Origin of the sequence: Cochlodiniinecator piscidefendens (assembly GCF_011326755.1) — a bacterium.
Lineage (GTDB): Bacteria > Pseudomonadota > Alphaproteobacteria > Rhodobacterales > Rhodobacteraceae > Cochlodiniinecator > Cochlodiniinecator piscidefendens.
In genome coordinates this window covers 312,817-332,975 of record NZ_JAAOIE010000001.1, presented here as the reverse complement: position 1 = coordinate 332,975, position 20,159 = coordinate 312,817, and the positions used below count along the sequence as shown (strand labels likewise).

Annotated in this window: 24 protein-coding genes; 19 read left to right on the top strand and 5 right to left on the bottom strand. The window is 50.4% G+C overall.

Features of this window, described 5'->3' with window-relative positions; genetic code table 11:
• The first annotated feature begins 100 nt into the window (after window positions 1–100).
• The 6 genes from G9C99_RS01675 (at window position 101) to G9C99_RS01650 (ending at window position 4,593) form a co-directional block, all read left to right on the top strand.
• Window positions 101–979 (top strand): YicC/YloC family endoribonuclease, encoded by an 879-nt coding sequence (locus G9C99_RS01675; RefSeq protein WP_231703940.1) that lies wholly within the window; start codon window positions 101–103, stop codon window positions 977–979.
• 3 nt (window positions 980–982) lie between these two features.
• The gene (gene gmk, locus G9C99_RS01670; RefSeq protein WP_166415718.1) at window positions 983–1,627 is read left to right on the top strand and encodes a guanylate kinase; all 645 of its coding nucleotides are present in this window, start codon (window positions 983–985) and stop codon (window positions 1,625–1,627) included.
• On the top strand, window positions 1,624–2,145 hold the full coding sequence (locus G9C99_RS01665) for a gamma carbonic anhydrase family protein (protein WP_166415717.1): 522 nt from the start codon (window positions 1,624–1,626) through the stop codon (window positions 2,143–2,145). Before gmk ends, G9C99_RS01665 begins: the two co-directional genes overlap by 4 nt.
• A gap of 170 nt (window positions 2,146–2,315) precedes the next feature.
• Window positions 2,316–3,023: an ABC transporter permease gene (locus G9C99_RS01660; RefSeq protein ID WP_166415716.1), complete on the top strand. Its 708-nt coding sequence runs from the start codon at window positions 2,316–2,318 to the stop codon at window positions 3,021–3,023.
• On the top strand, window positions 3,016–3,774 hold the full coding sequence (locus G9C99_RS01655; protein WP_166415715.1) for an ATP-binding cassette domain-containing protein: 759 nt from the start codon (window positions 3,016–3,018) through the stop codon (window positions 3,772–3,774). The genes G9C99_RS01660 and G9C99_RS01655 overlap by 8 nt, the downstream gene beginning before the upstream one ends.
• A 15-nt stretch (window positions 3,775–3,789) precedes the next feature.
• Window positions 3,790–4,593 carry a substrate-binding domain-containing protein gene (locus tag G9C99_RS01650; protein WP_166415714.1) on the top strand — a complete coding sequence of 268 codons (804 nt, stop codon included), beginning with the start codon at window positions 3,790–3,792 and terminating at the stop codon, window positions 4,591–4,593.
• On the opposite strand, the gene G9C99_RS01645 is transcribed toward G9C99_RS01650, so the two are convergent.
• A complete protein-coding gene (locus tag G9C99_RS01645) occupies window positions 4,594–6,777 on the bottom strand; it encodes a tetratricopeptide repeat-containing sulfotransferase family protein (RefSeq protein WP_205859810.1) in 2,184 nt (727 codons plus the stop codon).
• A 245-nt stretch (window positions 6,778–7,022) separates the two neighbouring features.
• Between G9C99_RS01645 and G9C99_RS01640 the strand changes: the two genes are divergently transcribed.
• The 10 genes from G9C99_RS01640 to G9C99_RS01595 all read left to right on the top strand — a co-directional run bounded on the left by G9C99_RS01640 (window position 7,023) and on the right by G9C99_RS01595 (window position 15,159).
• Window positions 7,023–7,649, top strand: coding sequence for a 50S ribosomal protein L21 (locus tag G9C99_RS01640; protein ID WP_166415712.1), 627 nt, complete (start codon window positions 7,023–7,025; stop codon window positions 7,647–7,649).
• An 11-nt stretch (window positions 7,650–7,660) separates the two neighbouring features.
• Window positions 7,661–7,930 (top strand): 50S ribosomal protein L27, encoded by a 270-nt coding sequence (gene rpmA / locus G9C99_RS01635; protein ID WP_166415711.1) that lies wholly within the window; start codon window positions 7,661–7,663, stop codon window positions 7,928–7,930.
• 261 nt (window positions 7,931–8,191) lie between these two features.
• Window positions 8,192–8,731: a GNAT family N-acetyltransferase gene (locus G9C99_RS01630; RefSeq protein ID WP_166415710.1), complete on the top strand. Its 540-nt coding sequence runs from the start codon at window positions 8,192–8,194 to the stop codon at window positions 8,729–8,731.
• A 9-nt stretch (window positions 8,732–8,740) separates the two neighbouring features.
• Complete coding sequence (locus G9C99_RS01625; RefSeq protein ID WP_166415709.1) at window positions 8,741–9,277, top strand: GNAT family N-acetyltransferase; 537 nt, start codon at window positions 8,741–8,743, stop codon at window positions 9,275–9,277.
• The gene (obgE, locus tag G9C99_RS01620; protein ID WP_166415708.1) at window positions 9,264–10,301 is read left to right on the top strand and encodes a GTPase ObgE; all 1,038 of its coding nucleotides are present in this window, start codon (window positions 9,264–9,266) and stop codon (window positions 10,299–10,301) included. The genes G9C99_RS01625 and obgE overlap by 14 nt, the downstream gene beginning before the upstream one ends.
• Window positions 10,289–11,395: a glutamate 5-kinase gene (gene proB / locus G9C99_RS01615; RefSeq protein ID WP_166415707.1), complete on the top strand. Its 1,107-nt coding sequence runs from the start codon at window positions 10,289–10,291 to the stop codon at window positions 11,393–11,395. Before obgE ends, proB begins: the two co-directional genes overlap by 13 nt.
• Window positions 11,396–11,428: 33 nt before the next feature.
• Entirely contained in the window at window positions 11,429–12,685 is a 1,257-nt protein-coding gene (locus G9C99_RS01610) for a glutamate-5-semialdehyde dehydrogenase (protein WP_166415706.1), read from the top strand.
• A gap of 125 nt (window positions 12,686–12,810) precedes the next feature.
• Complete coding sequence (locus tag G9C99_RS01605; protein WP_166415705.1) at window positions 12,811–13,959, top strand: hypothetical protein; 1,149 nt, start codon at window positions 12,811–12,813, stop codon at window positions 13,957–13,959.
• Window positions 13,960–13,997: 38 nt separating this feature from the next.
• On the top strand, window positions 13,998–14,336 hold the full coding sequence (locus G9C99_RS01600; protein ID WP_166415704.1) for a hypothetical protein: 339 nt from the start codon (window positions 13,998–14,000) through the stop codon (window positions 14,334–14,336).
• Window positions 14,337–14,811: 475 nt separating this feature from the next.
• Window positions 14,812–15,159: a DUF6010 family protein gene (locus G9C99_RS01595; RefSeq protein WP_166415703.1), complete on the top strand. Its 348-nt coding sequence runs from the start codon at window positions 14,812–14,814 to the stop codon at window positions 15,157–15,159.
• An 83-nt stretch (window positions 15,160–15,242) separates the two neighbouring features.
• On the opposite strand, the gene G9C99_RS01590 is transcribed toward G9C99_RS01595, so the two are convergent.
• The 3 genes from G9C99_RS01590 to G9C99_RS01580 all read right to left on the bottom strand — a co-directional run bounded on the left by G9C99_RS01590 (window position 15,243) and on the right by G9C99_RS01580 (window position 17,397).
• Window positions 15,243–15,629 (bottom strand): hypothetical protein, encoded by a 387-nt coding sequence (locus tag G9C99_RS01590; protein ID WP_166415702.1) that lies wholly within the window; start codon window positions 15,627–15,629, stop codon window positions 15,243–15,245.
• Between the two features lie 377 nt (window positions 15,630–16,006).
• Complete coding sequence (locus tag G9C99_RS01585; protein ID WP_166415701.1) at window positions 16,007–16,510, bottom strand: hypothetical protein; 504 nt, start codon at window positions 16,508–16,510, stop codon at window positions 16,007–16,009.
• A 287-nt stretch (window positions 16,511–16,797) separates the two neighbouring features.
• A complete protein-coding gene (locus G9C99_RS01580) occupies window positions 16,798–17,397 on the bottom strand; it encodes a histidine phosphotransferase family protein (RefSeq protein ID WP_166415700.1) in 600 nt (199 codons plus the stop codon).
• Between the two features lie 29 nt (window positions 17,398–17,426).
• On the opposite strand from G9C99_RS01580, the gene G9C99_RS01575 reads away from it, so the two are divergent.
• The 3 genes from G9C99_RS01575 (at window position 17,427) to G9C99_RS01565 (ending at window position 19,346) form a co-directional block, all read left to right on the top strand.
• Complete coding sequence (locus G9C99_RS01575; RefSeq protein WP_166415699.1) at window positions 17,427–17,606, top strand: DUF3553 domain-containing protein; 180 nt, start codon at window positions 17,427–17,429, stop codon at window positions 17,604–17,606.
• Window positions 17,607–17,742: 136 nt separating this feature from the next.
• On the top strand, window positions 17,743–18,522 hold the full coding sequence (locus tag G9C99_RS01570) for a GNAT family N-acetyltransferase (protein WP_166415698.1): 780 nt from the start codon (window positions 17,743–17,745) through the stop codon (window positions 18,520–18,522).
• The gene (locus G9C99_RS01565; RefSeq protein ID WP_166415697.1) at window positions 18,519–19,346 is read left to right on the top strand and encodes a lysophospholipid acyltransferase family protein; all 828 of its coding nucleotides are present in this window, start codon (window positions 18,519–18,521) and stop codon (window positions 19,344–19,346) included. Before G9C99_RS01570 ends, G9C99_RS01565 begins: the two co-directional genes overlap by 4 nt.
• 31 nt (window positions 19,347–19,377) lie before the next feature.
• On the opposite strand, the gene G9C99_RS01560 is transcribed toward G9C99_RS01565, so the two are convergent.
• Window positions 19,378–20,013, bottom strand: a complete 636-nt coding sequence (locus tag G9C99_RS01560) for a thiamine phosphate synthase (protein ID WP_166415696.1) — start codon at window positions 20,011–20,013, stop codon at window positions 19,378–19,380.
• Window positions 20,014–20,159: the final 146 nt, after the last annotated feature.

The following is a 20,159-nucleotide window of genomic DNA, read 5'->3' as shown; positions in this document are numbered from 1 at the left end:
GCAGTGGTTTGTTAACCCTATGTCCATAAGCCTTAACTGAGTGTTAATATGACATGCTTTGCGCATAAATGGGGGCAAAAGTTCACAAATGGTTAATTCGATGACCGGCTTCGCAAGTGGGCGTGGCGATGGATTGGGGTTTGATTGGAGTTGGGAAATTCGTTCCGTCAATGCCAAAGGATTGGATCTTAGGCTTCGAGTTCCTGACTGGGTTGAGGGATTAGAGCAATCATTGCGCAAGGCCATGACAGCACAGTTGGGTCGTGGGAGCGTCACGTTGAATCTCCGTCTTTCTCGTGAGGCACAACCAGAAACACACCGTTTGAACGAACAGGCACTTGAGCGCACTTTGGCTATTTTGTCTCAAGTTGAAGAGGCAGCGTCGAAAAACGGCTTTTCTTTAGCTAAAACAACGGCATCTGATGTCTTGTCTCAACGCGGTGTTCTTGAGTTGGCGTCGGATGATGCCGACACAAATGGGCTATTGTCATTGCTGACTTTTGACTTTGAATCTGTGTTGGCGGACTTCTGTCAAATGCGTGCACAAGAAGGGGCCGCATTGAATTCAATCCTGTCAGCGCAGGTTGATAACGTTGCTATCAAGATTGCAAAAGCATATGAAATTGCAGTCGAGCGAAAAGACGAAATGGCGCAAAATCTGCGCGCTAATCTCGCAGGTGTTTTGGACAATACAGATGCCGTTGACGAGGGGCGCCTTGCCCAAGAATTGGCATTGATTGTTGTTAAGGCTGATATAACGGAAGAGCTTGACCGTCTAGAAGCGCACGTCGTTGCCGCGCGTGATTTACTGGCGAAGTCTGGTCCTGTGGGACGGAAATTCGATTTTCTGATGCAGGAATTTAACCGTGAAGTGAACACACTTTGTTCAAAATCTCAGAATAAATCTCTGACGACACTTGGGCTTGACCTTAAGGTGCTGATAGATCAGATGCGCGAACAAGTTCAGAATGTGGAATAGATCATGACAGCAGCGCGGCGCGGCCTCTTAATAATTCTCAGTTCCCCGTCCGGTGCGGGTAAATCAACTTTGGCCAAACGTCTTATGGCGTGGGATGATACGCTTAGGTTTTCGGTTTCCGCGACCACGCGCGCACCACGTGAAGGTGAAGAAGAAGGGCGCGAATACTTCTTCCGCTCCCGTGACGCTTTTGAAGCGATGGTTGCTGATGGAGACATGTTGGAACATGCCGAAGTGTTCGGGAATTTCTATGGCTCCCCCAAAGCCCCTGTGGAAGACGCGATAAACAGCGGACGCGATGTATTGTTCGATGTGGATTGGCAGGGCGGCCAACAGGTGCGCAATTCAGCACTTGGCAAGCACGTTCTGTCGATTTTCATCCTGCCGCCGTCAATTGTAGAACTCGAGCGTCGGTTGGTTTCACGTGGCCAAGACAGCATTGAGGTCATTGAGGATCGGATGCGCAAAAGCCGAGATGAAATCAGTCACTGGCCCGAATATGATTATGTTTTGGTCAACGATGATCTGGACGCAACTGAGGCAAAACTGAAAACCATCGTAACCTCAGAGCGTATGCGCATTTCGCAACAGCCAAATTTGGTTGAAACTGTAAGAACCTTGAACAAAGAGTTTGATGAACGGCCATGACACTATATGGTTTGGATGATTTTTCGCCTGATGTTGATGACACTGCATGGGTTGCGCCTGATGCGAATGTTATTGGTAAGATTTCCGTTCTGGCCGGCGCCTCGGTTTGGTTCGGGGCGACTTTACGGGGTGATAACGAACGTATCATTGTTGGGCTTGGTTCAAACGTACAAGAGAACTGTGTTTTGCATACTGACATGGGCTATCCATTGGTGATTGGATCGAATTGCACGATCGGTCACAAAGCGATGTTGCATGGATGTACCATAGGTAATGGTAGTTTGATTGGGATGGGGGCCACTGTTTTAAACGGCGCCGTTATTGGCAAAAATTGCTTGATCGGGGCAGGGGCGCTGATCACGGAAGGCAAGGAAATCCCAGATGGTTCTCTTGTTGTGGGCGCACCGGGTAAAGTTGTTCGCTCTTTAGATGAAACGGCCATAGCCGGGTTGTTGGCTTCGGCCGAAAACTACCAAAACAATGCGTTGAGATTTAAACAGGGATTAAGTGCGGTTTAACGCTGTCGATGACTGGTCGAAAAACTAATTCTTCAAACCAAAGCAATAAACGACACTCTAATTTTGAGAAGCGACTCAAATCTGAGGCCGGCGGTTTCGTGGCATTGACAGATAGCTATGAGACGCCGTAGCCCTGAATATACAAGGCACATAAAACGGGTAATTCTGACGTGCAAACCTTTGCGGATTCATTTTCAACGGCATTTGGATTGATCGTAACTGGCGATCCGATCCTGTACGAAGTCGTGGGTCTATCCTTGCAGGTTACGTTTTCTGCCGTCGCGATGGCGGTCCTTGTTGGCGGTCCGTTGGGTGCTATTTTGGCCATTGGACGGTTTCCGGGGCGGGGTATTCTTTCGGTCGTGGTTAGTGCGCTCATGGGGCTGCCGCCTGTTGTTGTTGGTCTGGGGCTGTATATGGCGCTCAGCCAGTCTGGGCCGTTTGCGGTCTTTGAATTGCTCTACACGCCAATGGCGATGATTTTGGCGCAGTTTATCATTGTGACGCCCATCATCGCTGCCATTAGCCGGCAGGTGTTGTCTGATTTGTCGTTGGAATACGGCGAAACGCTGCGCGCTTTACGTGCGACCCGCGCCCAAACCATCGCAACCCTTCTGTGGGAGGCACGACCAGGTTTGTTGACCGCAACACTCGCTGGGCTTGGCCGCGCATTTGCAGAAGTGGGCGCTGTGATGATCGTTGGAGGCAACATAAATCACGTCACGCGGGTTATGACGACCAGTATCGCATTAGAAACCTCCAAGGGGGAATTGGCGATGGCGATGGGGTTAGGGATCATTTTGTTGATCCTTTCGTTTGGGATCAATGCGGCGCTGATGGGCGTGCGCGGAACGCAAAGGGCACGCGCCTATGGCTGAACCAAGGATCATTCCGTTTCCTGATCACGATACCCAGGGCAAAACCGTTACGTCTGACGGGATTAAGGTGCAGAACCTCTATCTGGAACGCGATGGTCAACCTTTGCTGAGGGGGGTGAACCTTGGCCTTAACGCGACAGGGGTAACGGCGTTAATTGGTCCTAATGGCGCGGGCAAAAGCCTTTTGTTAAAGTGTATCGCCGGGATTTTGCAACCGGATGGCGGATCTATCGATTTGCCTGAAACGCAGAGATTTCCCGCGCTGGTGTTTCAAAAACCGGTGCTGTTGCGGCGGTCGGTTCGCTCTAATTTATTGCATGCGCTTAAGCTTGCGAAAGTGCCGCGCAAATTACGCCCGGGGCGTCTGGCTGAATTATTGGTACTGGCTGATCTAACACGGCAATCCGAAGCGCCAGCACGGGCACTGTCTGGCGGCGAACAGCAACGACTTGCTATGGTACGGGCCCTGGCGGCGAAACCGCAGTTGTTGTTATTGGATGAGCCCACCGCAAGCCTTGATCCCGCAGCCACCAGTGCGATCGAGGAATTGACCAAACGCACGGCTCATGCCGGGGTGAAAGTTATATTGGTCACCCATAACTGCGCGCAGGCGCGGCGTCTGGCTGACGATGTTGCGTTCTTATCTCGGGGGCAAGTCACAGAGCATAGCGCCGCTGAAACTTTCTTTGCAGATCCAAAGTCAGATGGCGCGCGTGCTTATCTTTCGAGTGAACTTATTCTTCAACCTTAATTAGGATTTTGTGAAATGCGGACTATCGCACTTTCCGTTGCTTTTTCTTTGACAGCGACCATGGCGTGTTGCGGTCCATTCATTGTTGTCCAGTCAACAACTTCGACCGCAAATTCAGGGCTTTATGACGCGATATTGCCGCAATTCGAAGCAGAATCTGGAATTGAAGCGCGTGTTGTTGCTGTGGGAACAGGACAAGCCTTGAACAATGCGCGTAACTGCGATGGCGATGTTCTACTGGTTCATGCAAAATCCGCCGAAGAACAATTCGTTGCGGAAGGTTACGGAACCGAACGCTTTGATGTGATGTATAATGATTTTATCATCGTAGGACCTGGGGTTGATCCGGCGCATCTGAACGATGCCGAAAACGCCAGTGTTGCGTTGAGCTCTATATCGGCAACAGGCGAAACCTTTGTGTCGCGCGGGGATGAAAGTGGAACACATCAAAAAGAACGGGCGTTGTGGGAAGTAGCGGGTATCGATACCGAAGAAAATAATGGTGACTGGTACCGTGAAACGGGTTCCGGAATGGGGGCAACATTAAACGCTGCCGTCGCAATGGGCGCCTACACAATGACGGATCGCGCAACGTGGTTGGCGTTTGGTAATAGAAATACACATGAAATCCTGTTTGAAGGGGATCCTGTTTTATTCAATCAATACGGAATAATAGCGGTCAATCCTGAAGTATGTCCAAACGTGAGATCAGAACAGGCACAGGTCTTTGTTGATTGGATGTTGTCGGATGCAGGTCAGTCCGCCATCGGTGCATATACCCGTGATGGCGAACAGTTGTTCTTTCCGAATGCGGATTAATTAATCCCGCTTTGGCGGTTCACACAGATCGCCAAGGCTCTCAAACAATGGTTTCAGTTCGTTTTCATAACGCTGCCACGCTTTAAGCGATGATTTGTAGATCGGCTGACGTACTTGATAAACAGATAACGTATCAACGCGGCGTTTGTTTTGATGAAAATTCAGACAGTTATCTTCCCAAGTTAATCCCGCTGCGGCAACGAGTTTACGTGACTCTTCCTCAGGGTTGGCGATTAAATCATCATACCACACTTCGTAAAAACGATCGGGCGCAATTTCACGCCAGAAATTGATCATTTCGTCGAACATTCGATAATATTGGCCGAGGTCGTGCAGGTCGTAGCTATAGAGGTGTGTGCCTTCTGGGAAAAGGTTGCGATAAATTGACAGCAAATTATCCCGAGGATCGCGCCGCACCACAATGATCTTTGCATTGGGCAGCGCGCGCCAAACCAAGGCCATCATTAAATAGGTTTGAATGGATTTGTCGGTCGCTTTTTGCGATCCCGGCAGTAGTGTTTTCATAACCTGTTCGTATTCGACCGCGATCTTCCGTAGGTCAGAATCCGCAATATCCGAGAGCAATCTGGTGCTGCCATCCCGTGGAATTAAGGTTTCATATCCCTTGCGTGGCAGCCAACCAACTTCACCCGCACCTTCAACCGTGCTATGGCTTGCTAAAATTTGTTCAATCAGTGTCGTACCCGAACGCGGCATACCGGTGACAAAGATCGGCGCATAGTTTGACGCGTTATCATCTGCTGGCGTATTTGTATCAAAGTCAGAAAATGCTTTTTTAAACATATCGATTTCGACGCGCCGGGTTTCAATATCGTAGGGGTGGCTTGCCCGCATCAACGTGTTGGCTTCAGAAAGATATGGAAAGGCGCGGTCATAGTCTTTCAGATCTTCCATCGCTTTGGAAAGCGCAAAACAAAACTGCATGCGTTGCGCATCCGTAAGGGCAGGGTCAGCGTAGGCGGCCTCCATACGTGTTAGAACGGGATCATCGGCCGTAAACTTATGCGAGGCACTGTAGGTTCTGAAATGTTCCCCGGCCAAAGGTGCAAGGTCAAACATGTATTCAAACACCTGTGTTGCGGCATCAAAATCGCCATGCGATTGCAAGATCGACGCTTTCGCTGCCAGTGCTGCGATGTTTTGCGGTGCGATTTGAATGGCCTGTTCTATGCTTTCCAAGGCATCGCTTTCGCGGCCAAGCGCGCTTTGGGCTTTGGCGCGCAGCACAAACAAGGTTTGGCTTACATCACCCAGAGTTTCAGCACGTTCTAGGCTTTTCAGCGCTAAATCATGATCATGGCGCTGAGTTTCGATTTGGGCGCTTGTGAGGAAAATGTCAGCGTTTTTCGCATCAAGTGTAGCGGCACGTGTAATAAGGTTATGTGCTTCGTCCAGTTTTTCCCGGCGATGATAAGCTTTTGCCAATTGAAGTAAGACCGCTGGCGCATTCGGGGTAAGGGAACGGGCTTGCTCCAGTGATGTCAAAGCGTTGGAAATATCGCCAATAGCCAGTAAGAAACGCCCGTAATTCAGGTGGGCCTCCGCATAATCGGGCTTAAGTTGTATTGCCTTTTTATAGCTGGCCTTCGTGTCATTTGCTTTGCCAAGCCCCTCTTGGGCGGCAGCGAGCATATTCCACAAGACAGGCGATGTTCCATTGGTGCGCAGTAAGGACTGGGTTTTCTTTTCTGCCTCAGAAAACTTCCCTGCATTAAGGAAGGAGACAATCGCGTTTAGATCGGCTGGCCGGGCAGAACCCGCGTCAACTTTGGTTTTTGTGCGCGGGGATTTTAAACGGTCAGCAATTGCCTTTTGCGTCTGAGTAGGAAGCCCTGAGGATGTCAGGATCTTCAATGCAGCGCTGGTGGCTTGTGGGTTAGCAAATCGGATCAAGGCTTCGCAGTAGGCTTGCCATATTGCTGGTTCTTTGGGCTTTAGTTTGACCGCGTTTGAAAATGATTTTGTCGCGGATTCAAACTGCAACGCGTGCAGAAATATCTGTCCCTTTTGAAAATGCGCTTCAGCGATTTTTGGGTTGGTTGTCAGAATGGTGTCGTATATCTTGACGGCCTCGTTGGATTTGCCTTTTTGCTGCAAACCAAGTGCCTGTTTGTAAAGCGCGGGGATCTGGGTCGGATTGATCGGTAACATAGGGTATTCCATTCTGCTGTCTTGACTGTCCTATACAGTCTGATCAGGGTTTGGAAGTCTTGGCAGTGATCTGATACAAGGTGACATATTGCTTGACAAAAATGCAGTTCCCCCACATAAGCGCGCATCTGTGTAGGGTTCACTTACACGGTTAATTGCAATCCGTCCGAAGGGGCGCGCAGTTCGAGGCGCTACATTAGCGTAAATGCCCAGGGCGATCTGGGGGCCATAGAACGCGGAAACGTAAGGAAATGCAAATGTTTGCGGTTCTAAAAACCGGCGGCAAGCAGTACAAAGTTCAGAGCGGCGACGTTCTGCGCGTTGAAAAACTGGCTGCAGATGCTGGCGAAAAAGTACAATTCAATGAGATTCTGATGGTAGGGGCGACTGTTGGCGCACCAACCGTTGAAGGTGCTGCGGTTCAAGCCGACGTGATCGACCAGATCAAAGGCGAAAAAGTAATCAACTTTGTAAAGCGTCGTCGTAAGCACAGCTCAAAGCGCACCAAAGGCCACCGTCAGCAACTGACATTGGTTCGCGTAACTGACATCCTTGAAAAAGGTGCAGATGCGTCTGGTGTTAAAGCAGCGATCGGTGCAGGTTCTGTATCTGGTGCGGCTGTTGCTGCAGCTGCGCCTAAAGTGGCACCAAAGAAAGCAAAAGCAGCGGCTGCTCCGGCAGCAGGTGCAGATGATCTTAAGACATTGTCAGGCGTTGGCCCGGCACTTGAGAAAAAACTGCATGCAGCTGGCGTAACAACCTTTGCACAAATCGCAGGTTGGTCAGAAGCTGACGTTGCTGAGATGGACGAAAAATTGTCCTTCAAAGGCCGGATCGAGCGTGAAGGCTGGATCGCTCAGGCTCAAGAAATCGTCAAAGGTTAAGGAGAGACACAATGGCACATAAAAAAGCTGGTGGTTCATCCCGTAACGGTCGCGACTCCGCAGGTCGCCGCCTTGGCGTGAAGAAATATGGCGGCGAAGCCGTGATCCCGGGCAACATCATCGTGCGTCAGCGCGGTAACAAATGGTGGCCAGGTGAAGGCGTTGGCGAAGGCAAAGATCACACACTCTTTGCGACTGTTGACGGCGCTGTAAAATTCCACAAAGGCCTTAAGGGCCGCACCTTTATTTCGGTTCTCCCGGTGGCGGAGGCCGCTGAGTAAGCCGAACCCGTTAAAGGTTATAAAAACAGGGGGATCGGCATTGCCGGTCCCTTTTTCGTTTTGGGGCAACTAAATATTAAACAGCACGCGTTTTAGTGTTGTTTTTTATACATCGAAGTCAGGCATACCGCAGGTCACGTTTGGTTTCAAAAATTTGATCTGTGGTGTCTTTAAATGTCACCCCCGTCGCCCCATTGTTACACAATGCGCCTAGAGCAGAATTTTAGCCGCATTCCTTATGCCTTTCGGAGGAGGAAACGCATGAGACTTGAGACAATTAATACCCAGCCTGTTGTTCAGGCGGAAACCTTTATTTTGCGTCCTGTACAGCAGTCCGATGCGGGACTGTTGCGCATGTATACGTCTGACAAACGTGTCGCTGAAACAACGTCGTCTATTCCTCATCCTTTGCCGCCGGGCGCAACGTCCGCTTTTATTACGCGTGCGACAGATCAAAACCGGAACGAAGATGTCTGGGTTATCGATGCAAGCAAAAGCGGTGGTTCCGAAGTGATTGGTGTTATTTCGCTAACTGCGATGGATCGAAAGCAATCTGAAATTGGGTATTGGACTGCGCCGGCGTTTTGGGGCATGGGCTACGCGTCAGCCAGCGTGAATGCATTGCTGCAGGATAATCCGCACGGCGCGGAAACGATTTTTGCATCTGTTTTTCAGGATAATCCGGCCTCTGCTCGGGTTTTGACGAAATCCGGATTTGAATATCTTGGAGATGCCGAAACACATTGTGTTTCTCGCAATGCCAATGTTCCGACATGGACCTACCTGAAAAAACTGATCTAGGCATGTGATATGCTTTTGCAATCTGAAAGATTGATCCTGCGGCCCCTAAGGGCGCAGGACGCACCTGATTTACAGCGCATTGCGGGCAATGACGATGTTGCACCGATGTTATTTTCGGTGACGTCGCCTTGGCCAACGGATAAGGTATTAAACTGGATCGAACAGTCTAAGTGGCGCAAGGAGCTTGGGTTTCGGCTTGGTATTTGTTTCGCCACGGATGACACCAAAGTCATTGGAACGGTCGGAATTGGTGGAAACCCAGTGAGTTGTGCATATTTTGTTGATCCTTTGCTTTGGAATACAGGCATTGCCAGCGAAGCGATGCATCTTTTGTTGTCAGAGTGTTTTGATCGATTTGACATGAAAGAGGTTGTCGCAGACCATTTTGCCGACAATCCTGCCTCAGGCTGTGTTTTGAAGCGTTTGGGGTTCGAAAAAATGGGTGATAGTACCGGAGAATCTGCAGCAAGACTTGAGGCCGCGCCCATAGTACTCTATCGCCTGACACAACAGCAATTTAAGGCCGCAACCGATGAAATTTCTTGATCTCGCCAAAGTCTATGTTCGTTCCGGTGCCGGAGGGAACGGCTGCGTGTCGTTTCTGCGTGAGAAGCACAAAGAATACGGCGGCCCTGATGGGGGCGACGGTGGTCGTGGCGGCGATGTGGTCATTCAATCCGTCGAAGGATTGAACACGCTTATTGATTTTCGCTATCAGCAGCACTTTTTCGCTGGAAACGGTGAGCCGGGCAAAGGCAACCAACGCACAGGCCACGACGGGGCAGATATTGTCTTGCGCGTGCCCGTTGGGACGGAAATTCTTGATGAAGATCAGGAAACAGTAATTGCGGATATCACCGAAGTCGATCAACGCATCGTCTTGGCCAAAGGCGGTAACGGTGGATTTGGGAATTTGCATTTTAAAAGTGCAACAAACCAGGCACCGCGCCGCGCCAACCCCGGACAAGAAGTCATTAACCGTACCATTTGGCTGCGTTTGAAACTGATTGCTGATGCGGGTTTGCTTGGGCTGCCCAATGCCGGTAAATCAACATTCTTAGCCGCGAGCTCAAACGCGCGTCCAAAAATCGCGGGCTATCCGTTTACAACTTTGCACCCAAACCTTGGGGTTGTGGGGGTTGATAACGCGGAATTTGTCATGGCGGATATTCCCGGCCTGATCGAAGGCGCACACGAAGGCCGCGGTATCGGGGACCGGTTTTTGGGGCATGTCGAACGCTGTTCTGTTTTGCTCCATTTAATCGATGGCACGGCAGAGGATGTCGTTCAGGACTACACCACAATCATCAATGAACTCGAAGCTTATGGCGGTGAACTGGCCCATAAGCCACGCGTGACTGCATTGAATAAAATCGATGCGTTGGAACCTGAAGAACGCGAAGAAAAACGCGCTGCCCTCGAAGAGGCTGTTGGCGGTAAGGTTCTGATGATGTCTGGTGTTAGCAAAGAAGGCTTAACACCTGTATTGCGCGCAGTGCGTGGACAAATCGAAGATGATCGCATTCGTCTAAAATCCTCTAAGGAGGAGCCCCAGACGTGGCGTCCTTAAGTTCCGCAAAACGTTTGGTTATTAAGATCGGTTCAGCACTTTTGGTTGACCGCAATTCTGGTCGGCTAAAGGCTGCTTGGCTTCATTGCCTTGCAGAGGACGTGGCAGAGGCCAAATCGCGTGGCGTTGATGTTGTTTTGGTATCGTCTGGCTCAATTGCGCTTGGTCGGCAGGTTTTAGGGTTGTCCGATGGTGCGCTGTCGCTTGAGCAATCTCAGGCCGCAGCCGCTGTTGGGCAAATCCGTTTGGCCCGCGCCTACGAAGAGGCGTTGCAGCTCCACGGCATAACAACTGCGCAAGTATTGCTGACGCTTGAGGATAGCGCAAACCGTCGTCGGTATCTTAATACGCGCGCGACGCTTGAGCAATTGCTGGGGCTTGGCGCCGTTCCCATCGTCAATGAAAACGATACTGTGGCGACAGACGAAATTCGGTTTGGGGATAACGATCGTTTAGCTGCGCAAGTTGCCGTGACCGTTGGGGCGGATAAACTGGTTCTGCTGTCTGACGTTGATGGCCTTTACACTGCAAATCCGCAGATCGATCCTACGGCAAAACGGCTTTCGGTGATTGAACACATAACACCTGAGATCGAAGCGATGGCGGGTGATCCGACGTCTGGCCTGTCAAAGGGTGGGATGAAGACAAAGGTCATGGCGGCCAAAACGGCTGTTGGGGCTGGATGCGCTATGGTGATTTCCGAGGGGTCGGCCCTGCGTCCGCTTAAGGCATTGATGGAGGGTGCATCTTGCACATGGTTCTTAGCAGAAAGCGACCCGCAAGCCGCGCGTAAACTTTGGATCGGGACGATGAAACCCCAAGGAAATGTTAAGTTGGATGCTGGGGCTGCACGCGCGCTGGGGCAGGGGAAATCACTTCTTCCGGCGGGTGTGATCAGTGTTTCAGGTGAGTTTGGCCGAGGTGACCCGGTTGATATTCTTGGCCCCTCTGGCGAAACGCTTGGAAAGGGCTTGATGCGCTATACCGCGCAAGAAGCCGAGGCGATCAAAGGCCATAAATCCCAAGAAATAGAAGCAATACTCGGATACCCGGGCCGTGCGGCCCTTATCCATCGTGATGATATGGCGCTCTGATCGGGCGTCGAACGACAAACAAAGGTACAAACAATGAGTGATACGCAAAATATCCCCGCCCTTATGGCTGATATTGGTGCCCGCGCCCGCGCGGCAGCAGCGGAGCTTGCGTTTGTACCACCGGCACGTAAAGAACAAGCACTGAACGCTGCGGCAGATGCCGTTTGGGCGCGCCGTGCAGATATCATCAACGAAAATGCTAAAGATTTGGATTTTGGGCGGGCCAAAGGCCTATCACCTGCGATGATGGATCGTTTGATGCTGGATGAATCTCGTATCGAAGGGATCGTAAATGGTTTGCGTGCCGTTGCTGGGCAGGATGACCCTGTCGGTGCGGTGTTGTCCGAATGGGACCGTCCAACAGGTCTGCACATAAAACGTGTGCGCACGCCGTTAGGCGTGATCGGCGTTATATACGAAAGTCGCCCAAACGTGACAGCGGATGCAGGTGCCTTGTGCCTAAAGGCCGGAAATGCTGTTATCTTGCGCGGCGGTTCAGAAAGTTTTCACAGTGCCAGCGCGATTCATTCCTGTTTGCAAGAGGGACTGAACGCAGCAGGTTTACCAGAGGATTCCATTCAGTTGGTGCCAACCCGTGACCGGGCGGCTGTGTCTGAAATGCTAACCATGACAGATTATATTGACGTCATTGTTCCGCGCGGTGGTAAAGGTTTGGTCGGGCTTGTTCAACGCGAAGCGCGTGTGCCGGTGTTTGCTCATCTTGAAGGTATCGTTCACATCTACATTGATAAAGCGGCTGATCCGCAGAAAACACTGGATGTGGTCATAAATGCTAAAACGCGTCGACCTGGCATTTGTGGTTCAGTAGAATGTTTGCTTATTCACAAAGACATCGCGGCGGACCTTGGGCAGGCTGTTGTGGATGCGCTGATTGAAAAAGGGGTGGATGTTCACGCTGGGGATGGTTTGACAGGGACGACAGTTGCGTCGGAGAATGACTGGGGAACTGAGTTCCTCGACATGATCATCGCGGCAAAAATTGTAGAGTCTGCTGATGACGCAATTTCCCACATTCGCACTTATGGTTCTAACCATACAGATTGTATTTTAACCGAAGATGATGTCTGCGCCGAACATTTCTTTACGCGCCTAGATAGTGCTATTTTGATGCGCAATGCGTCTACCCAATTTGCTGATGGCGGCGAATTTGGTATGGGGGCTGAAATCGGGATCGCAACCGGCAAGATGCACGCGAGAGGCCCCGTTGGAGCGGAGCAACTGACCAGTTTCAAATACATTGTGACGGGTAACGGTACGGTGCGTGCCTAGAAGGGCTGAGGATCACCGCGAAAAATGCGCGTTATGCGATCCATCTGGAAAGCGATGGTAATTATTCAAACCGGGTTCAGGAGATCGTCAATTGCCATGTTGAACACCTGGGCAATGACAGCAGCGTGGGGAACTATTGGGGCGCGCAATATGCGGTTGGATCGGGTCTGTCGTCGGGGCAGGTGGTGCGTTTGCAGGACAGCACGTTTATCTCGCGGCGTCGGGGTGGATTTAGCTATCACACCAACGTTGATTTTGACACCCCAACGCGGGTTGAATTGATCCGTTCGCGCTTTGTCGCACGCCAAGATGGGACGAACTCCTTTGAATTAAAGCCGCGCGCTTCATTCCAGCCTGAAGTGTGTTTTGCGCAGGGCTGCGTGTTTGGCGGGGACATTGCGGTAAAGATTGATCCGTGGCTTCAAACCGATTTGGCCAAGCAACCGGCGGATCATAATGAGATCACGATCACCGGCCATGGCAATTCCCCGGCGGTGTTCCTGAATGAGGATTTTGGCGAGGCGCTGCGGATCAAAAGCGCGACCCAAGACGCGTCCAGCAGCGTGGCGATTGCGGGCACTGCTGCGGTGGCGGATATCTTTGGTGATGGTCTCACGGATCGGTTTTATGAACGGGTTGGTTCGCCCGGATTTGGCGCGGCGGCTTGGGGCTGGGGCGATGTCTCAGCGCAAGGCGTTGGGTTGAATAAAGATGTGGTCATCAAAACGCTCGGCAAGCGGCTTGGCGATTGCACATCGAGCAGAAAAGCTCTCAGCGGGACCATCGATGGCGGTGCGCCGATCACCGTGACCTTCGACCAAAACCACACGGATCAGGACAACGCGGCGGTTTTGGCGATCATCAACGGCGCGCTTGGATCGGCTGGGGTGGCGTCGATCTTTAAGCCCGGCGCGCGCAAACGCCCGATGTTTGCCGACGAAGAACAGGCCCTGAAAAACACCTCAGGCACGGGGATACGCATGGGCGCGGTGCTGGCGTATGACGGGACGTTTGACCGGGTGCGCCTGATGACCAACGCTGATGCGGCCAGCCTGTTTGCCGGGGTGGCATGGGAAGATATCGCCAGCAATGACAAAGGCCGCGTCAAAACAAAAGGCTACCTGCCGCTGACCGACATAACGCGCGCTGATGCGCTGCCGGTCACCTTTGGCACCACCTTCAGCATCGCCCCCGGCACCCCCGGCGCGGTCATAACCGACGGCCCCCAAGGCCTGCTCAAAGCCATCCGAAACAATGCGGTACAGGTGGCCTAAGGGCGTTTGAATTCACGATAAAACCGAAAGGGATTGGTATGTTTAACGGTGATTTTGGCGTGCTGGGTCAGATGTTTAATGATCGCACGGCGCTTCTGGCGTTCTTTGGGGCTTTGGGCGGGGCCGTGCGCTCCGCGACTTTAAAAACCACATGGAAAGAGGGGCTGCGCGTGATGTTTATCGGCGCGGCCACGTCATTCGGCGTCGGCTCACTTGCGCCGTTTTTGCTGCGTCCGTGGCTGGGTGAGATGCCTGAGGATCTGCAAGGCGCACTTGGCACGCTCTGCGCGGCGGCGTTTCTGGTGGGGCTGATGGCGGTCACGATCATCGAGCGCTTTATCGACGGCAAAAACGCCCAAGGTGAGAGCGATGCGTAACCCTATTCAGCATTTACAAGCGCCAGATCTCTCAAATTACTCATCAATCAACATCTCGAGTTTAGTACCTATGTTTAAACTGGTACCGTCGCTTGTTTAAGTTTTTAGCCCCATGGTGCCCTTTTTCGAAAAGCGGCACTATGTTTGTTTGCAAGTGCTTGAGTGTTAAATGTGAGTTGCCCGAAGATTTGTAGACGCTTTGCCCCAAATTTTTAGGCAAGGAGGTCTACAGGCGTCAAAATCCAACGATCGCTTATGGCTGGATGCAGTCATTGCTCGCAATATGCTCGAGTTTCGGCATTGATGACTTTGCTGCGGTTGCAGGTTCACTGATAAAGGTCTGCCCTGAGATCACCCAGGCCTCTTCAAACGCGAATTTGTCGCATTGACCGCAGCGCCTCATAGCTAGATCAGGAAACTATGAACAGACAAGAGCATATTTTTGCGCGAGTACCGTTGACGTCTGGGTTTCTGCTTGGGGTATTGCCACTACCAATACACTTATTCCTTCCGGTCCAAACTTGCTGCCATTACGCTCGTCTTGATCGCAGGCATTTACATTGGATATGCCTTTAAGGATGGCCGCCCCAGAACGGTGTTTTTGGAATTCTCTATCGCGCTTGCATTTGCCGCCGCGGCTTGGGTCGGACTGAACGGATATCCATACGTGATCGTGGGCGCGCTCGCAGCACATGGATTGTGGGATTTATTACATCATAACTTGATCAAAACAGACGTCCCGCTTTGGTTTATTCCCTTCTGTGTCATTTGCGATTGGGTCATGGCTGCAAGTCTGACCCCAATTTGGAGCTTTCTGTCTTAGGGAGGAGAAACCGACTTTGCTTAATACTCAACGAATGGCGGGTTTCAGGTATTTGCGTCATAGCAATAATGCCAACCGGTATTTCAAAGCCCGCCTTCTTGAGCGAACCGGAAGGGATTATCCCCCCAGTACGCGTATTCATAGTCAGCGGGATTCTCAATCAAGTTCAGTGTTCTAATACTCCACAATCCCAAGTACATATTTAGGGGCGCCGTCTTTTTGCAAAATGCCAAAACCGCATTGATCGCTTCTTGATCATTTGTACGAACGGCGTCACCGACCAGTGTATAGAGACACCCAATAAAAAAATGGCGCGCGTCTTCCTTAATGGACGTATCTGCGATCATTTGGTCAAATTCATCAATGCTGAGGGTATTAATCAAGGCCAAATCCCAATCTTGATCGGGAAGTGGGTTATCTGTCCGACCCCAGCATAATACTTCGCTATAGGGCGAGTTCCATGAGTCCATTGGTGCCTCCAAATAAGTGTGCGGACCTTCCACTTTCCCATCCTTTCTCGCCCAAATACGGCTTCTTCCCATATGTCGTAGTTATTTGCAGGATCTGAATCTCTTAACTTCCCATCAACGCTAATAATATCACTCCCTAGCTTGGACACCGAAACGTTTGTGCCAGTGCTACTCAAGTTATAGACGTAACTGAGTTGATCTTCAGTCAAAGACGACAGGAACACCACAACTTGGCCTGTTTCGGAAAACGCATGAATGTCAATATTTGTATCTGTCGTCGAAACATCTATTTGTTTTTTGCCGACAAGATTTCCTTCACCAATTTGACAAACTCACCCGCTATGGTGAGTTTGTCGGTGTCAATTGCGGATACTGCTTTAGGTTGATATCGCATCGCCACAAGTTGCATCAGTTAACGTTGTCAGATCTTCGATGTCGGAATAATCGAGTACATTTTTTGGCGTATCTATCGCCACTAGTTCCAAAATAAAAATGACCGACAAGCGTATCAATCGCAACCCGTCCTTCGGTGCTGAACTCTTCCATAACGGCCGCATTTCTGGCTGTGATTCCTGATCTGTAAGGCCTGTATTGGTCGTTGTCCCGCTCGAATCTTGCTGTCCAATACTCTGGTTCCAAATTTGCACCGCGATATCGGGTTCTTCCCAACCAGCATGATTGTCTAAATAGCTATTCAATTCTTCTTGAATGATTTCTGCCGATTTACTTGCAATGCGGCCATATTCCTTTGCAGTCATGTGGCTTTGGTATTCGTTCCCGAGTTCAAACGTTGCTATCTGCCCATTAGAATCTTTGAGGGTTGTTTTGATGTATTCCCTGAGGTTTGTTTCCCATGCAGCATCAATTCTTCTTCCGTCCAAGGTTAGCGGTGCTAAAGGCGGATTTAATTGAGCAGCATGATGAAGATTACTGCCTTAACCCGTTCATCGCGAAACCGCGCTGCAACCAATGCGGCGGTAGAGATGTTGGCATCACGCTTTCATGGGGGGTAAAAGCGGCGGCTGAGCGGGGGAGTGAGGTGCCTAAGGTGAAAAAATTCGGGACATATGTGCGCTCACCTATTGATTTCGTTTGAGTTTAATTTTTTGCCTTGCAGGACACCCAATCATTGAAATTGTTTGTGAAATCATCGTGTTGGTGGGGGCGCCTAAAAGCGGACCGAGATACCGCTTTCTTCGATTTCGACAGTTAGGCGTCTGCCGCTACGTTGAATTTCCAGCGGAACAAGTGCGAACTGCACCTCTGCTGGTTTCAGTTCATGAGTGGCGTTCGGATTTGAAAGCACTTCCCACAAGGGGCTGTTGATGATCAGCCGCTCAGCGGTCGCTGTAATTTGCCAGCGCCCGTTGTCTTCGCTTACGGTGACGTTGCCGCCAAAAGGCGTTGCGGACTCCATGCAGTTTATCAATAAAAATGCGATTTTGACCAAATTTCGCAGCGGATCCTGGCTAATTTGCCAATCAATCGTTTGGCGACTGTTTTTGGCATGTTCAGCTAGAATAGAGCGCACTTCTCGATCCGCGATTTGCTGGTCTCCACGGGCGTGACCAAATGCAACGCGGAAAAACTTAATCCGGGCATTTGCGCTGGCGACACTGTCTGAAACGAGATCTAATTCGGGCCCATTTGCACTTTGAGTCATTTCCAACAGTTCAAGACCATTGCCGATGGCCCCTAAAGGACTGATAAGATCGTGGCAAATGCGCGAACCAAGCAGGGCTGCAAGATCAAGTTCTTTGGTGCTCATATTACTAAATATCCTGAGGAAAGGTCGAAATGGACAACCTTAATTCTATATTGGAGCCGGGAATGTTTGTGCGTCACCCGCAACAACCAGCCTGGGGTCTTGGACAAATACAATCCAACATTAATGGTAAAATAACCGTTAATTTCGAAGAGCAAGGTAAAGTCGTTATTGATGGGACACGCGTTGAATTGCAGTGGGTTCCTTTATAAAAATAACTATACATCATTTTGGCGTTTGAAATTCAATCATTCGTTGTATTGGCGGGCATCATCGGCAGGTTTTGTTGCAATGTGAAACTGAACCCCCTAGAAGGCTCCCATCTAATCAGAGAGATGCGGACTTCTAATGGCGCGAGACCTCCCTAAACTTGAATTACGTCTGGCGACAAACGAACAGGATTTGTTGGGTGCTCAACGTCTCCGCTACCAAGTATTTATCGAAGAGCTTGGGGGAGATGGTGCGCTGGTGGATCATGAAAACCGTTTTGAGACAGATGCATTTGACCCATATTACGATCATCTTATTTTGGTTGATCCTACACGTTCGGCATTAAATTTAGACCACGTCGTTGGGGTTTACAGGTTTTTACGCTCAGAAAACTTGCCGGAAAACGGCCGGTTTTATTGCGAAGATGAATATGACCTTACAGCCCTAAAAGCTTCGGGCCGCAAGTTGCTTGAGTTGGGGCGATCATGCCTGCATGTCGATTTTCGTGGCGGAACGGCTATGTACCAAATTTGGAATGGTTTGGCTGAATATGTCTTACAGCACGAGATTGAAATTCTGTTTGGGGTTGCCAGCTTCCATGGCACCGATTTGAATGCTCTTCGTGAACCGTTAAGTTATTTATATCATTCTCACTTAGCACCTGAGGATTTGCGTGTTCGCGTTGTGAATGACGCTTATCAAAGTATGAACATCATTCCACCAGATGCATTGGACCGAAAAAACGCAATGGCGCAAACTCCGGCTTTGATCAAAGCCTATTTACGTCTTGGTGGATTTGTCGGGGATGGGGCATTTGTCGATCATGACTTCAATACAACCGATATCTGTTTGGTGATGGACACTGAACGGATGAACCAAAAACGCAGACATATATATACCGAAGTGCGCAACACATGACACTCCCGACGTGGCATTCCCAAGATGAAGGCGCACCCTATAAAATTACCCCCGTCGGCTGGATGTTGGTCCTGTTGCGGGGGACAGTTCTGGGGGGGGTGACGTTTGGTTGTTTGATCCTATTGTTATTAGTACGGTGTATTGAACGCCCAATATTTGGGGCACAACGCCCAGTGTCGCCCTATATCACCCAGTTCGTTTGCCGGATGGCGTTCATCATTTTGGGCATTAGATTTTCCTCCATAGGGACACCAATGAAGGGCCCAGGGGCTGCGGTCGCCAATCATGCATCGTGGCTGGATATTTTTTCGTTAAACGCGAGAAAGAGAGTTTATTTCGTATCAAAATCCGAAGTCGCAAAATGGCCCGGAATCGGCTGGTTGGCGCGCGCTACGGGTACTGTCTTCATTCGCCGCGCAGCGCGGGATGCGAAAGTACAAAAAACTGTCTTTGAAGAACGGTTGACGATGGGGCACAATCTGATGTTTTTTCCAGAAGGAACATCGACTGACGGATTGCGTGTTCTTCCCTTTAAATCAACGCTTTTTGCGGCGTTCTTCGCAGGTAACATTAGACGTGATTTGAAGATTCAACCTGTGACGGTGAACTACTTTGCACCTGAAGGGCAAGATATTCAGTTTTATGGATGGTGGGGCGATATGGATTTTGCGCCGCATCTACTAAAAACTCTATCAGTTTGGAAACAAGGCAAAATCGAAGTGATCTACCATGACGCGGTGAATGTTTCCGATTTTTCTGATCGAAAAAAGCTTGCAGCCCATTGCGAACAGGCGGTGCGTTCGGGATTGCGTGTAGGAAAATAAAACCCGCCGAGATAGCGGGTTCTATTTTAAATCAAGACATTGCAGACAGAAATTCGCGAAGTTTATCTTCTGGGCTTTCAGTGTTCCAGATTTCTTCGCCAATTCCGAAAAAGTCAGTTAACGGCGCGAGCGTGCGGATCATATCCAGATCAAGCGCGCCTTCGGCAACACATGGTATTTCAATAACTTCGGACCACCACTGAAACAGGTCCTGTTCCGCGCGGGTTCCGTCGCCAAGTGGCGTTGATCCCACAGGACCAAAGGAAATGTAATCTGCACCGCCTTCACCCGCGCTCATGCCATCGTGGGAGGATGCACCGCAATGGCTACCGATGATGGCATCTGCGCCAAGTTCCTTGCGGGTTTTACGCACCGAACGCGACCCATCAGTCAAATGAACACCGTCCAAGCCAAGCCGTTCAACCAGCATTACGTGATTGTCGATAACCAATGCGATATCGCGGGCGTGGCAGACCTCGCGACAGATATCAGCCGCTTTGGCTATGCGATCTTCGTCTTTGGTCGCCAAAGCCAAACGAACACATGCGATATCAGTCACATCCAATACGCGGTTCAATGCGTCAGGAAACTGTGAAAGTTCTATTTCGGGCGGCGTGATAAGATAGATTTGCGGACGCTCGAATTCAGAAACTGTGGAGTCAGTCATTGCAGGTTCCTTTGGTCAGTGTTGGCGCTGCTATAACGCGGTTTTTCACGCTTGGCTACGCCACTCGCGTAAGCAAGTCCTGAAAGAGTGGCAAATTCAATAAATTTGTTCTCTATACAATGTCTGAAGTGGGGCAATCCCTTGCC